At 35.2% G+C, this 14,195-nt stretch carries 11 protein-coding genes, 2 tRNA genes and 2 pseudogenes; 13 read left to right on the forward strand and 2 right to left on the reverse strand.

Annotated elements, in window-relative coordinates:
- The first annotated feature begins 400 nt into the window (after window positions 1-400).
- Window positions 401-1,684 (forward strand): adenylosuccinate synthase, encoded by a 1,284-nt coding sequence (locus DVJ99_RS10280; protein WP_114604125.1) that lies wholly within the window; start codon window positions 401-403, stop codon window positions 1,682-1,684.
- Window positions 1,685-1,785: 101 nt separating this feature from the next.
- Here DVJ99_RS10280 and DVJ99_RS10285 read toward each other — a convergent pair whose 3' ends face one another.
- Complete coding sequence (locus DVJ99_RS10285) at window positions 1,786-2,679, reverse strand: YitT family protein (RefSeq protein WP_114604126.1); 894 nt, start codon at window positions 2,677-2,679, stop codon at window positions 1,786-1,788.
- Between the two features lie 107 nt (window positions 2,680-2,786).
- Between DVJ99_RS10285 and DVJ99_RS10290 the strand changes: the two genes are divergently transcribed.
- The 11 genes and pseudogenes from DVJ99_RS10290 to DVJ99_RS10340 form a co-directional block, all read left to right on the forward strand.
- A tRNA-Glu gene (locus DVJ99_RS10290) sits at window positions 2,787-2,861 on the forward strand.
- 5 nt (window positions 2,862-2,866) lie between these two features.
- Window positions 2,867-2,939, forward strand: a tRNA-Asp gene (locus tag DVJ99_RS10295).
- 392 nt (window positions 2,940-3,331) lie between these two features.
- Window positions 3,332-4,033 carry a response regulator YycF gene (gene yycF / locus DVJ99_RS10300; protein ID WP_105994051.1) on the forward strand — a complete coding sequence of 234 codons (702 nt, stop codon included), beginning with the start codon at window positions 3,332-3,334 and terminating at the stop codon, window positions 4,031-4,033.
- A gap of 11 nt (window positions 4,034-4,044) precedes the next feature.
- A complete protein-coding gene (gene walK, locus DVJ99_RS10305; RefSeq protein WP_105994050.1) occupies window positions 4,045-5,874 on the forward strand; it encodes a cell wall metabolism sensor histidine kinase WalK in 1,830 nt (609 codons plus the stop codon).
- Window positions 5,864-7,198 carry a YycH family regulatory protein gene (locus DVJ99_RS10310; protein WP_114604127.1) on the forward strand — a complete coding sequence of 445 codons (1,335 nt, stop codon included), beginning with the start codon at window positions 5,864-5,866 and terminating at the stop codon, window positions 7,196-7,198. The genes walK and DVJ99_RS10310 overlap by 11 nt, the downstream gene beginning before the upstream one ends.
- Window positions 7,195-7,983 (forward strand): two-component system regulatory protein YycI, encoded by a 789-nt coding sequence (locus tag DVJ99_RS10315; RefSeq protein ID WP_105994048.1) that lies wholly within the window; start codon window positions 7,195-7,197, stop codon window positions 7,981-7,983. Before DVJ99_RS10310 ends, DVJ99_RS10315 begins: the two co-directional genes overlap by 4 nt.
- 343 nt (window positions 7,984-8,326) lie before the next feature.
- On the forward strand, window positions 8,327-9,127 hold the full coding sequence (locus DVJ99_RS10320) for an MBL fold metallo-hydrolase (protein ID WP_114604189.1): 801 nt from the start codon (window positions 8,327-8,329) through the stop codon (window positions 9,125-9,127).
- A 136-nt stretch (window positions 9,128-9,263) separates the two neighbouring features.
- Window positions 9,264-9,881 carry a hypothetical protein gene (locus DVJ99_RS10325; protein ID WP_114604128.1) on the forward strand — a complete coding sequence of 206 codons (618 nt, stop codon included), beginning with the start codon at window positions 9,264-9,266 and terminating at the stop codon, window positions 9,879-9,881.
- A 439-nt stretch (window positions 9,882-10,320) separates the two neighbouring features.
- A complete protein-coding gene (gene rlmH, locus DVJ99_RS10330; protein ID WP_105994047.1) occupies window positions 10,321-10,800 on the forward strand; it encodes a 23S rRNA (pseudouridine(1915)-N(3))-methyltransferase RlmH in 480 nt (159 codons plus the stop codon).
- 152 nt (window positions 10,801-10,952) lie between these two features.
- Window positions 10,953-11,438 carry a GNAT family N-acetyltransferase gene (locus DVJ99_RS10335; protein WP_114604129.1) on the forward strand — a complete coding sequence of 162 codons (486 nt, stop codon included), beginning with the start codon at window positions 10,953-10,955 and terminating at the stop codon, window positions 11,436-11,438.
- A 180-nt stretch (window positions 11,439-11,618) separates the two neighbouring features.
- Window positions 11,619-11,936 (forward strand): annotated as a pseudogene (locus DVJ99_RS10340) (PDDEXK family nuclease); the annotation flags it as partial.
- Window positions 11,937-11,938: 2 nt separating this feature from the next.
- On the opposite strand, the pseudogene DVJ99_RS10345 reads toward DVJ99_RS10340, so the two are convergent.
- A pseudogene (locus DVJ99_RS10345) lies at window positions 11,939-12,157 on the reverse strand (recombinase family protein); the annotation flags it as partial.
- A gap of 384 nt (window positions 12,158-12,541) precedes the next feature.
- Here DVJ99_RS10345 and DVJ99_RS10350 point away from each other — a divergent pair.
- Window positions 12,542-13,315 (forward strand): acetoin reductase, encoded by a 774-nt coding sequence (locus DVJ99_RS10350; RefSeq protein ID WP_046099774.1) that lies wholly within the window; start codon window positions 12,542-12,544, stop codon window positions 13,313-13,315.
- Window positions 13,316-14,195 lie beyond the last annotated feature (880 nt).

Here is a 14,195-nt window from a genome sequence, read left to right on the forward strand (position 1 = left end):
TACGCAAGATATTGAACCGCCGTGTACGGAACCGTACGCACGGTGGTGTGAGAGGACGAGTATTCAATTAATGATTACTCTCCTACTCGATTGGGTATTTGGTATATTGAAGTTTGTGCGAAAAAATATTTTTACGTACAATGAAATGATGTTTGTATTTAATGTACGGTTTTAAGTCGGTTTAAAAGGTATATTTTGTCAATAAGTATGTGTAATAAAAATGAATAAAACTTCGTTGAAATATTGGTGTTACAAGCGTTAAAGGTATTTTAGATGAAAGTTGCTTTTTATGTGATTGCCAAAAAACTGTAATATTTAATGTTCGTTTTCTATTTGCATTACACGCTTACAATTGATAGAATATTGAATGGTTAATTGAGAATAACTTGGAGGTGCTCTTATGTCATCAATCGTAGTTGTTGGGACACAATGGGGAGACGAAGGTAAAGGTAAAATCACAGACTTTTTAGCGGAACAAGCGGACGTTATCACACGCTTTTCAGGCGGAAATAACGCAGGACATACTATCAAATTCGGCGGGGAAACTTATAAATTGCACTTAGTACCGTCAGGAATTTTCTATCAAGACAAACTTTCTGTTATCGGTAACGGTGTTGTAGTAGATCCCGTTGCATTATTAAAAGAGTTGGACGCATTAAACGAACGCGGTATTCCAACAAATAATTTGCGTATTTCAAATCGTGCACAGGTCATTTTGCCTTACCACTTATTACAAGATGAGTATGAAGAACGTCTTCGTGGTGATAATAAAATCGGTACGACTAAGAAAGGTATCGGCCCAGCATACGTTGATAAAGCACAAAGAATCGGAATCCGTATGGCGGATTTATTAGACAAAGAAACATTTGAAAGATTATTAAAAGCGAATCTTGAATACAAAGCTGCTTACTTCAAAGGTATGTTCGATGAAGAAGTACCTGCTTTCGAAGATATCTTCGAAGAGTACTATGCGGCTGGTCAAAGATTAAAAGAATATGTGACAGACACACCTAAATTATTAGATGATGCTATTGTCGCAAACGAACGTGTTCTATTTGAAGGGGCACAAGGTGTAATGCTGGATATCGATCATGGTACATATCCATTCGTTACATCAAGCAACCCGATTGCTGGTAACGTAACAGTCGGCGGCGGTATCGGACCTACATTTGTATCTAAAGTTATCGGTGTATGCAAAGCTTATACATCACGTGTCGGCGATGGTCCGTTCCCAACTGAATTATTCGATGAAGATGGTCATCATATCCGTGAAGTCGGCCGTGAATACGGTACAACTACAGGACGTCCGCGTCGTGTAGGCTGGTTCGACTCAGTAGTATTGCGCCACTCTCGTCGTGTGAGCGGTATTACAGATCTATCTATCAACTCTATCGACGTTTTAACTGGTTTAGATACAGTTAAAATCTGTGTTGCTTATGAGTTGGATGGCGAAGAAATCACAGAATACCCAGCAAACTTGAACGCATTAAACCGTTGCAAACCAATCTATGAAGAATTACCAGGCTGGACTGAAGACATTACAGGTGTTCAATCATTAGAAGAACTTCCAGATAATGCACGCCGTTACTTAGAACGTATTTCTGAACTATGCGGTGTCGGTATTTCAATCTTCTCTGTAGGTCCAGACCGTACACAAACAAACATGTTGAAACCATTATGGTAAGACGATAAAACAAAGCATGATAAATGTATGAACTAAAAAAGATGCGAGACAGGAATTTTCTTCCTGCATCGCATCTTTTTTGATTTGAAATCATATATATTTTAATGGATTTTCTTCTTACGGTGATGACCGCCGCGTACTTCAGAAACATTACCGAAGGATAAGAAGGCTTTAGGATCGATTTGAAGCACAACCTCTTTGAGTTTGGCTTCTTCGACACGTGTAATGACCGTGAAGACGACTTTGCGCGGATCGCCGGTATAAGCACCTTCCGCATGCAAATACGTCACACCACGTCCTAAACGGTCGTTAATGGCTTCTCCGATTTCTTTATAGTCATCACTGATAATCCATACAGCTTTCGATTCATCTAAACCGACTAAGATCAAGTCAATCATTTTAAAGGCAATGAAATAAGCAACAACACTGTACATTGCACTTTCCCAGGTAAAGACAAAACCTGCGACTGCGAAAATAAAGAAGTTGAAAATCATAACGATTTCACCGACTGAAAACGGCAGACGGTTATGTACAAGAATAGACATGATTTCTGTACCATCCATACTTCCCCCGGCACGTATTACTAATCCGACACCGATACCTACAATGGCACCCCCGAAGATAGTAATAAGCAGCGGTTCTTTTACAACTGCAGGAATACCGCTTAATAACATTGTTCCTACAGATAAGACTGTAATTGCATAAAGTGTGGACACTGCAAAAGTTTTACCGATTTGCTTGTAGCCTAAAAAGAAGAATGGCAAGTTAAGTAAGAAAATAAATATACCAAGAGACCATCCTGTTAAATGGGATAAGATAATCGAGATACCGACAATCCCGCCATCTAACAATTTATTTGGAACTAAGAAGAGTTCAAGTCCTACGGCTGTAAGCATTGAACCGATAGTTAAGAAAAGAATACGAATGATGATTTGTGTGAGAGACAATCTTTTTTCTTTCTTAGCATGACCCTCAGAAGTAGTAGATTGATTCATAATTTACCTCCTAAAATGGGTTATGTAAAAATTATACAAAAAATCTTTAAAAAAAGCTTGTCTTTTTTAAAATAGCTGTGCTATAATCTATCTTGTGCTTAAAAAACGGCTCCTTGGTCAAGCGGTTAAGACACCGCCCTTTCACGGCGGTAACACGGGTTCGAGTCCCGTAGGAGTCACCATTTAAGGTCTCGTAGTGTAGCGGTTAACACGCCTGCCTGTCACGCAGGAGATCGCGGGTTCGATTCCCGTCGAGACCGTATAATGCTCACCCAATAGGGTGGGCATTTTTATTTTGCCTTTTTTAGGTAAAGGCAATGTAAATACAGACTGTGAAACTTTTATTTTATTTACACTTCTGATACAAAGTATTCAAAACACGATTTTAGTATAAAAAGTAAAGAAGTGCTACAATAGCATGAACACACATGAATCCTCTCTTTTTTAGACATTTCCCCATTTTTGAAACGCCTCAAATTATAAATGACTTCTTAAAATATTGTTTTATATGTAAATCAGGTCGTGGATTACGCTATAAATTTGATATGAAAAATAGAATTGGCGTGTAAGAAATGGTAAATTATATAGTAGATACTTATGTCTAAATAAAATTATTCATGTACGATTATGATTAGAAATGAGGTTTAGGATTATGGCGAGAAAAGTAGTTGTAGTAGACGATGAAAAACCTATTGCTGATATTCTAGAATTTAATTTGAAAAAAGAAGGTTATGAAGTCTTTTGTGCGTATGATGGTAATGATGCAATCGACTTAATTTATGATGAAGAACCAGATATCGTACTTCTAGATATTATGCTTCCTGGCAGAGATGGTATGGAAGTCTGCCGCGAAGTGCGTAAAAAATATGAAATGCCGATTATTATGTTAACGGCGAAAGACTCTGAAATTGATAAAGTGCTTGGTTTAGAACTTGGCGCAGACGACTATGTCACAAAACCATTCAGTACACGTGAATTGATTGCACGTGTGAAAGCGAACTTGCGCCGTCGTTATACACAACCGGCACAAGAAGCAAATAATGCGCCGAATGAAATTACAATCAAAGATATTGTGATTTATCCGGATGCATACTCTATTAAGAAACGCGGAAAAGATATTGAATTAACACATCGTGAATTCGAACTTTTCCATTATCTGGCAAACCATATGGGACAAGTAATGACACGTGAACATTTACTTCAAACTGTATGGGGCTATGATTACTTCGGCGATGTGCGTACTGTCGATGTGACAATCCGTCGTTTAAGAGAAAAAATCGAGGATGATCCGTCACACCCAGAATATATTGTGACACGCCGCGGTGTTGGATACTTCCTGCAGCAGCATGACTGAGGCGGCGTTGTATGAAATGGCTTAAACAATTTCAATCCCTTCACACGAAACTCGTGATTGTTTATGTCTTATTAATTATCATCGGTATGCAGATTATTGGTTTATATTTCACTAATAACTTAGAACGAGAATTAACGCAGACATTTAAAAACAATATTGCGCAGTATGCAAAACAAATCGAGATCAACGTGGAAAAGGTAAATGAAGAAGACCGCTCAGTCAACGCGCAAAAAGAGATTCAAAATCTGCTTAATGAATATGCGAACCGCCAAGAAATCGAACAGATCAACTATATTGATAAGAATCAAATCATTGTCGCAACGACGAAGCAATCTTCTAATAGTATTGTGAATCAAAAGGCAAATGATACCTCTGTTCAAAAGGCGCTTTCATTAGGACAAGCCAATGACCACACTATCCTAAAAGACTACGGCAAGGGTAAACAGCGTGTATGGATTTACAACTTGCCTGTAAAGTCGTCTAAAGGGGTTATCGGCGATATTTATATCGAAGCTGATATCGATAATGTGTATGATCAGCTGAACAACTTTAACCAAATCTTTATCGTAGGTACTGCAATTTCCCTCTTCATCACTGGTTTGCTTGGGTTCTTTATTGCCCGTACGATTACAAAACCGATTACGGATATGCGTAACCAAACTGTAGAGATGTCAAAAGGGAATTATACACAGCGCGTGAAGATTTATGGGAACGATGAAATCGGCGAACTTGCATTGGCCTTCAATAACTTGTCGAAGCGGGTACAAGAAGCACAAGCGAATACAGAAAGCGAGAAACGTCGTTTAGACTCTGTTATCACGCACATGAGTGATGGGGTTATTGCGACGGACAGACGCGGCCGTGTACGTATTGTGAATGATATGGCCTTGAAAATGCTGGGCATGGCTAAAGAAGATGTAATGGGTTATAACATGTTAAGTGTGCTTAACCTAGAAGATGAGTTCGCACTTGATGAAATGCAAGAAAACAATAATAGTTTCTTATTAGATATTAATGAAGCTGAAGGTATTATTGCACGTGTAAGTTTCAGTACAATCGTTCAAGATACAGGTTTCGTGTCAGGTTATATTGCTGTGCTGCATGATGTAACTGAGCAGCAGCAAGTTGAACAAGAACGCCGCGAATTCGTTGCGAACGTTTCACACGAACTGCGTACACCGCTGACTTCTATGAACAGTTATCTTGAAGCCTTAGAAGAAGGTGCTTGGCAAGATCCTGAGATTGCGCCGCAATTCTTATCTGTCACAAGAGAAGAAACAGTACGTATGATTCGTTTGGTAAATGACTTGCTTAACTTATCGCGTATGGACAATGATTCAGAACAAATTACCAAAGAGATTGTTGACTTCAACATGTTTATTAATAAAATTATCAACCGTCATGAAATGGCGGCTAAAGATGTGACATTTGTACGAGATATTCCTGAAGAGACCATCTTTACAGAAATTGACCCGGATAAGATGACACAAGTATTTGATAATGTGATTACCAATGCGATGAAATATTCGCGCGGCAATAAACGAGTTGAGTTTCACGTGAAACCGAACCCATTATATAACCGTATGACAATTCGTATTAAAGATAATGGTATCGGTATTCCGATTAATAAAGTAGATAAAATCTTTGATCGCTTCTTCCGTGTAGATAAAGCACGTACACGCAAGATGGGCGGTACTGGTTTAGGGCTGGCGATTTCAAAAGAGATTGTGGAAGCACATAACGGCCGTATTTGGGCAAACAGCGTCGAGGGTCAAGGAACATCAATCTTCATCACGTTACCGTGTGAAGTTATAGAAGATGGTGATTGGGATGAGGCATAAAGAAGCCGCAAAATCAGTCATACTTACACTTTTGGTGCTGATGAGTATTGTCTTAACGTATTTGATGTGGAATTTCTCACCGGACTTGGCGAATCTTGAAAGTCAGGATAATAAGAAAGATACACAAAATACTATCGGCAAGGCGAACTCTGAATCTATGGATAGTGTGATAACACCTTATCAAGTGGTTATCTCTGATAGTGATCAATCTGAAGGTGCATTAGAAACACGCCATATGAATCGGAAAATTGTCAAAGTATTAAAGAACCAAGAAATTAAGAATGCTAATGAGGTATATCATGCGCATAACTTGTTTATTCCAGAGTTGAGCGATCGCTTCTTAGTTCTTGATTTCTCTTATGATATGCCTTTATCTATGAATTTAGGACAAGTCTTGAATATGGATGCGAAGGTCTCGAATAAATTCAATTTCAACCGTTTGATTATCGATGCTGATCAAAAGAATACTGCAGTGATATATGCAATCGGCAGTGATCATCATCATGTAATGCGTATGAATACATCGATTTCAAGCAAGAATGTGAAAGATTTAGAAGATAAGATTCAACCGGATTTATCACCTTTCGCAGATATTATTACGAATAAAAATACAATAGATGCCTCTACGCATATTTTTGCACCAGAGAAGCCTAAACACTTAAAGACATATCGTACTATTTTTAACCATATCAGTGTAGAAGCGATGAACTCTATTCTCTTTAATGATTCTGTCGTGGTACGCAGTACTAAGAGCGGCAGCACGACTTATAATAACAATACAGGTGTTGCGAGCTATGATTCTAAAAATGAATCGTATCGTTACACGAACCTGTCTGAAGATGAATCGAAATCTAAAAATATGTTGGAGACTATACCAAGTACATTTGATTATATTAATGCACATGGCGGATTCACAGATGATTTCCGATTATTTGATACAGATGAAACCTCTGGTGAACTCACATATCAAAGTTTCTTAAACGGTGTGCCTGTCTTTAATAAAAATAATTTAAGTACGATTCAAGTCGCTTGGGGAGAGAAAGGCATTTTCAGTTATGCACGTGCCTTGCTTAAAACGAATATCACTATCGACAGCGATGAAGATAAGAAAGACTTGCCAGGTGCTGAAACGGTACGTTCCAACCTTGCGAATAACCCGAATATCGACTTTAAGAAAGTAACTAACATGACGATTGGTTATACGATGAAAGATAAAGAGAAAGACGATATTGAAGTACAGCGCAACAGTGAATATGAACCGCAATGGTATATCCAATACGATGGTGAATGGCATGCTTACTCGAATGGAGGTCTTGAAGAATGAACTGGAAATACGCAAAGACACTCTTTATATTCGTGTTTATCATCATCAACATCATGCTTGCTATTATGTATGTGAATAAAATCAATAAATCACATATCAATGAAGCGGATGATAATAATGAAGTGGATTTCAGACAAGAAGAAATCAGTATTCCTAAAGAGCTGCCGGATGTCAGAGGGCTGCAAGTGCAGTTGGTGACAGGACGCTCAAAAGATTTTACGAACTATGCTAAGTCTAAAGAAGATATTAAAGCAACTGATGACGGGAAAGTGGCAGAAGGTACAATCGACCCAGCCATCAGCGTGAGTAATGATCAAGTCACAAGTCTGAAAATGTTCATGAAAAAGAACATTTATAAAGGTGAAGATTATCAATTATTCAGTACAGATAATGATGAAGAAGTCTTTGAACAAACCTTTAAAGGCTTGCCGATTATGAATAATGATAAAGCTATGGTGAAATTCAAAGTAGATGATGAGGACAAGGTAAGCAGTTATCGTCAAACGGCTATGAATGAACTCAGTGCATCTAAAGGTGAAAATAATGATGAAGAAAAAGTAATCAGTGCACGCAATGCCATTGAAGCATTGTACTTCAATCGTTATTTAAAGCGTAATGATGCTGTGACTAATATTCGACTCGGTTACTACTCTGTCGTACGTGAAACTAACGTTCAAGTCTTCCAGGCAAACTGGGAAATCAAAGTGAATCACGCAGACAGCAATGAAACTAAAACTTATTATGTCGAAGCAACGTCTAAAAACCCTAAAATTATCGTAAGATAGTAATAACGTTAAAAACGTAGAGAAACCAAACATAAGCAGTGGTTAACGAAAGAAGTGTCAGTGGCTCATTGAAGCTATTGATGCTTCTTTCTTTGCGGAGAAGCGGATAACTGAATATCCAAAAGAACAAATAAGATTATTTTCCTTAGTACAGTGGGCAGAAAGGTCATTTAGGTGTACAATAGATAGGTGAAATTTTTAATTTATGAGGTCCGGCACTGTTCGGCCACTCAAACGGCAGTATGATCAAGCCGTATCTTTAACAAAGCCTCAATAATTTGAGATAATAATAGAAATGTACTCGGAAAAACATAATAGAGAAATAGTGAGTAACTTAGAAAGGGTGAATCGCTTGATACGTATGAGCGTACTAGCGAGTGGCAGTACAGGCAATGCCACTTATGTAGAAAGTGATAAAGGTAGCCTGCTCGTTGATGCTGGATTAACCGGCAAAAAAATGGAAGAACTCTTCAGTAAAATCGATAAAAATATAGCAGATTTAAATGGTATTTTAGTGACACATGAACATGTTGATCATATTAAAGGATTAGGCGTACTTGCACGTAAATATCAATTGCCTATCTATGCAAATGAAAAGACATGGCAAGCCATTGAAAAGAAAGACAGCAAGATTCCAATGGACCAAAAATTCATCTTCAACCCCTATGAAACACATTCTTTAGCTGGGTTTGATATTGAATCATTCAATGTTTCGCATGATGCGATAGATCCGCAATTCTACATTTTCCATAATGATTATAAGAAATTTACAATGATTACGGATACAGGATATGTTTCAGATCGAATGAAAGGCATGATCAGAGGCAGTGATGCTTTCATGTTCGAAAGCAACCATGATGTCGACATGCTGCGCATGTGTCGTTATCCATGGAAAACAAAACAACGTATCTTAGGTGATATGGGACACGTTTCTAACGAAGATGCGGCTATGGCAATGTGTGATGTCATTACAGGCAATACACAACGTATTTACTTATCACATCTATCACAAGATAATAATATGAAAGACTTAGCACGTATGAGTGTAGGACAAGTTTTAAACCATCATGATATTGATACAAATAAAGAAGTTTTATTATGTGATACGGATAAGGCAGAACCTACACCGATTTACACAATATAAACAAACTTAAACCAAGGTTTTTGGATAAATATAACGTCCAAAAGTCTTGGTTTTTATTTTTCTAAACTCTTTAATTTGTTATTAAGGAAATGTGATATATTAAAAATATAAAAATTAAAAAAGGGGAACAACAATCATGAAAAAACTAACACGAAACTTTAAGAAATGGATACAAAAAGACAAGTTGAATGCAGGTTTAATAATGGGAGGGATCATACTTGTAATAGTTTTATTTAGTGTTTTCTTTACCTTATTATTTAAAGCGATTACACCTGACAATCAAGGTTTAAATGAAGGAAAAAATAAGAATAGCAATCAAAAAAGCGTTAAACAGGAAGAACCTTCGGAAAAAATCAAAAAATTAGAAGCCAAAAATAGAGAAGAGAAATATGTAACTGTAAAAGAGTATAAAACAATTTCTAATGAAGCAATTAAGTATATGGATAAAGGTAATGATAAAATAAATAAGGCATTTGAAAAAGCAAATAATGAAGGTTCGGGAAAAATATCTTATTTAGAAGTTCAAAGCGCATACCATGAATATGCCGATGCAGCTGATATGCTTCTAGCAATTGAGCCACCAACAGAGAAAGTATACGAGTATAACAAATTAATAAATATTCTTAACGACTACATGAAAAGTATTAAGTACTTCAATGAATATATTGAAAGTGATAGCATGAATGTATTTATTGAAGGTGGAGTTTTGAAAAGTAGAGCTACTGAAAAGCTGAAAGAGTTAAAAAATCAATAAATAAAATGGCACCTACATACAAGTGTAGGTGTTTATAATAGAAAACCAGTGATTTTAATGAATGTGATGAAAAACGTTTAGATTGTAAAACTAGTAAAAAGAACATGATATAATTTTTAGGGTAGTGTGCACGTAGGGTAGTTATTCACAATTTCGTGTAAAGAAAGCGCGTAACTGTGAATAACTATGTAAGACCTACCTGCAAGTTATGCACAAAATAAGGTTGAGTTATCCCCATTTGTGCACAATCCACATAGAAATACCCACATTATTAACAGAGTTATCCACATATCTACAAGTTATGTACAGAAATGTGAGTAAAATCCACAAGAATAGCTATGAATTTATATACATAACGTACTAATTAAGACAGTAGCCTGTGAATAGGTGGATATCCTGTGGATAACTAGAATAAGTTCAAAATAAAAAGGAGAATGTGATGAAGATTACAATACTTGCCGTAGGCAAATTAAAAGAAAAATACTGGAAACAAGCCATTGCAGAATATCAAAAACGCTTAGGAGCTTACACAAAAATTGAGATTGTGGAAGTACCTGATGAAAAAGCACCGGAAAATATGAGCGACAAAGAGATAGAACAAGTAAAACAAAAAGAAGGACAACGGCTGTTAGCAAAAATTAAACCGCAATCCACAGTTATTACCTTAGAAATCAAAGGCAACATGCTAACATCTGAAGGATTAGCTAAAAACATCCAGCAGCGCATGATACAAGGTCAAAGCGACTTTACTTACATCATTGGAGGATCTAACGGCTTACATCAAGACGTCTTAGACAGAAGCAACTATGCCCTCTCCTTCAGCAAAATGACATTTCCGCACCAAATGATGCGTGTCATTCTGCTAGAACAGGTGTATAGATCGTTTAAGATTATGCGTGGCGAAGCATATCATAAATGATGCGGTTTTTTAATGATTAATAAAATGTATTGTGAAATATTTATGCTTGATCAATAGTTTATTATATTTGAATTAAAAAGTATTATGTAGAAAAAGAAGGCCTAGATGAATACTTAGCAAAGAGTATTTTTAAAAGCAAAGGAGATGATTTTATGGGCATTAATATTCAATATTTTGAAGAAAAGGATGCTGAGGAAATTGTTAAGTTGATTCATCGAGCAATGTTTGAAACGAACATCTCTGATTATTCTAAAGAAGATTTGGTAAAAGATGCTGAGAATATAACCGTGTCGTCAATCATCGAAAGAGCTTCTTGGACTCACTTTTATGTATTTAGAGATGAGGAGACTATCATTACGACAGGTGCAATTGGTCCCTATTGGGATAGTCTAACAGAGAGTAGTTTTTTCACTATTTTTGTTTTACCTGAATACCAAGGTAAAGGGGTTGGAAAACTTATTATTAATACATTGGAAGACGATGAGTTTTATAAGAGAGCTAGCCGGATAGAGATACCAGCATCAATTACTGCAGTTCCTTTTTATCAGAAGTTTGGCTATAACTTCAAGGATGGAGTTAGTAATGCTGATGAGGAAGGTATAGTAAGAATGGAGAAAAAACTTTACGACTTAAATTAACGTTACAAGTTAAGTAATTTTTAGTAAAATTATTAGTCTGATTTACAGATAAAAAGTAATAAATATACTATATTTTAAAAAAGTTCGTTATTTATCTAGTATAAAATAACGCGTCCAATATTAATTATTACTAAATTTTGATATATTTAAAGAAAGATTAAGTTTAGGGTGGATGAATGAATGGCTTATCAAAGTGAATATGCATTAGAAAATGAAGTGCTACGACAACTTGAGAGTTTAGGATACGAACGAGTAAGTATACATAACGTTGAACAACTACATGATAATTTTCGGAACATTATCAATGAACGTCATAAGGATAAATTAAATGGAAAACCGCTGACGGATCGTGAGTTTGAACGTTTAATGACAGGGATTAACGGTAAGTCTGTCTTTGACAGTGCGATGCAATTACGCGATCGCTATGTACTAAAGAGAGATGATGATACGGATCTTTACATAGATTTCATGAACTTAAAACAATGGTGTCAGAATAAATGACGATAACAGCACAATACTTTACATTTTCCAGACGTAATTATTTCTACCATCTTTTGATAGCCCGAACGTTTTGTATGTCGTCCGCTTCGCTTATCATCATAGAATGTTACATTAGACCATCCATATTGCTTAGCAGTATCCAAAATGAGTGATTTTTGAGTAGCTAAGCTTTGTTGTTTGAGTGTACTTTGACGTACGTAACCAATGACTTCTACCATTAATTTCACCTCCAAAAAAATAATATATATTTATGAATGAATTCAAATAAAGGTCCAACGTGTCATCAACACGTTGGACCGCCATAATTAGTTATTGTTATTTAATACTTCAATAACTAATTCATTTAATTAACAAATCCTATTACTTTTTTGGTAAAAAATCATTGTGAGATATTCTGTAATAAATTAATTATCATTTTCGTGTATAGTGGATAGATTACGTTAATCATTATTTTATTAGATGAATATTATTGAAATTGATAAGTAATAATAGTTAAATATTAAATCAAAAATGAGATGAAATTAAAAAATCTAATTAAAAAAGTTTCTGATAAAGCAAATAGGGAATAACTAAATATAATAAGATATAGGAGTGATTTGGTTATGAGTAAAACAGCAATAGTCACAGGTTCAGCAGGCGGATTAGGAAAAGGTATTGCAGAACGATTGGCCAATGATGGATTTAATATAGTATTACAAGATATTAATGAAGAACTTCTATTAGAAACTGAGAAAGAGTTCAAAGAAAAAGGATATAAAGTATCTGCTTTTAGAAGCGATGTTTCTAAGAAAAAAGAGCAAGAAGAGTTAGTTAAATTTGCAGAAACAGAATTTGGCCAATTGGATGTTATGGTAAATAATGCAGGGGTAGATGCAGTTAGTCCAATTTTAAAAATTGATGAAGATGAATTGAATAAATTGTTTAATATTAATGTGTTTGGAACATTATTTGGTATTCAAGCAGCTGCTAACCAATTTATCAAACAGAACAGTAAAGGTAAGATTATAAATGCTTGTAGTATAGCAGGACATGAATCTTACGAAGTACTTGGTACTTATTCAGCAACAAAACATTCAGTTCGTTCATTTACGCAGACAGCAGCAAAAGAGTTAGCAGATAAAGGAATTACAGTGAATGCTTATTGTCCAGGTGTTGCTAAAACTAAAATGTGGGATCGCATCGATGAAGAAATGGTTAAATTGGATGATAATCTTAAAAAAGGTGACGCATTTAAAGAATTTTCTTCAGCAATTAAACTTGGAAGATATCAAGAACCTACTGATGTTGCCAATTTAGTTTCATTCCTTGCATCAAGTGATTCTGACTATATTACTGGACAATCTATTTTAACTGATGGTGGATTAGTTTATAGATAAGAAAATATAATTAATATTAATAACTTGAAAATTATTTTGAGGCAAGCTGCTATAAGCATCTTGCCTTTATTTATTAGAAGGAGCATTTCGGAAAATGAGATTATAAAATATGCAATAAATATTGTAAAATTTCATTAAGTTATTTATAATAAATACAAATTAAAATGTTATTTTTTATTTTGTAATGAAGGGATTAATAATAATGAAACATATGCATTTATCCGTTTTAGCTTATAGTACAGGTTTACATCATAGGTATCTATAGCAATAGCATCATAACGAATGTTAATGCTAACATTGGGATAGTTTCTATATTTTTTAGTCCGTTAATGAATCCTTTGCCATAATCAGCAGAATTTTTCTTTAAGTCTTTATCCTGTGATAATTATTTTCCTTTTGCATAATATGTTTTTGCTTTTTCATCTAATTTAGCTTCACGAATTTTGTCCTTAGCAATCTTTTATAATCTGCCACGTTTCTTCCTCCTGTTAATTTAAGTAATGTGTTTCTATGTTATATTCATACACGTTTTTTTACACTATTTCTCCTCTCAGTATTGTCTATAGACAGTCGTCTGTTGCTATAAGACCATGTATAAATTTAAGTCCTTCTGAACCAGCAGTAGAATCTATAAACTCCATGTGACTATAAACATCGACATGACTGTTAATGCAAAACTCTATCTGCTTCAGATAATCATATATTTCATGAAACATGTTAAATGACTTATAGAATAATACTAGATCATAATCTGTGTTACGTATTTTATTGTTAAGTTCATATAATTTAGGATAGTAGCCCACTATAAAGTCTTCTTCATTATCAGTATAAACTTTTTCGATATGATAGTTTTTTCCTTAGCAATTTTTGTAAGTATTTC

Source organism: Staphylococcus sp. EZ-P03 (assembly GCF_003344575.1).
GTDB classification, from domain to species: Bacteria; Bacillota; Bacilli; order Staphylococcales; family Staphylococcaceae; genus Staphylococcus; species Staphylococcus simulans_B.

What these genes read in the sequence shown, in the direction of transcription:
- walK (WP_105994050.1), top strand. Translation starts at nt 4,045, where the DNA reads ATGAAATGGCTTAAACAATTTCAATCCCTTCACACGAAACTCGTGATT.
- yycF (WP_105994051.1), top strand. Translation starts at nt 3,332, where the DNA reads ATGGCGAGAAAAGTAGTTGTAGTAGACGATGAAAAACCTATTGCTGAT.
- DVJ99_RS10350 (WP_046099774.1), top strand. Translation starts at nt 12,542, where the DNA reads ATGAGTAAAACAGCAATAGTCACAGGTTCAGCAGGCGGATTAGGAAAA.
- DVJ99_RS10280 (WP_114604125.1), top strand. Translation starts at nt 401, where the DNA reads ATGTCATCAATCGTAGTTGTTGGGACACAATGGGGAGACGAAGGTAAA.
- DVJ99_RS10325 (WP_114604128.1), top strand. Translation starts at nt 9,264, where the DNA reads ATGAAAAAACTAACACGAAACTTTAAGAAATGGATACAAAAAGACAAG.
- DVJ99_RS10285 (WP_114604126.1), bottom strand. Translation starts at nt 2,679, where the DNA reads ATGAATCAATCTACTACTTCTGAGGGTCATGCTAAGAAAGAAAAAAGA.
- DVJ99_RS10310 (WP_114604127.1), top strand. Translation starts at nt 5,864, where the DNA reads ATGAGGCATAAAGAAGCCGCAAAATCAGTCATACTTACACTTTTGGTG.
- rlmH (WP_105994047.1), top strand. Translation starts at nt 10,321, where the DNA reads ATGAAGATTACAATACTTGCCGTAGGCAAATTAAAAGAAAAATACTGG.
- DVJ99_RS10335 (WP_114604129.1), top strand. Translation starts at nt 10,953, where the DNA reads ATGGGCATTAATATTCAATATTTTGAAGAAAAGGATGCTGAGGAAATT.
- DVJ99_RS10315 (WP_105994048.1), top strand. Translation starts at nt 7,195, where the DNA reads ATGAACTGGAAATACGCAAAGACACTCTTTATATTCGTGTTTATCATC.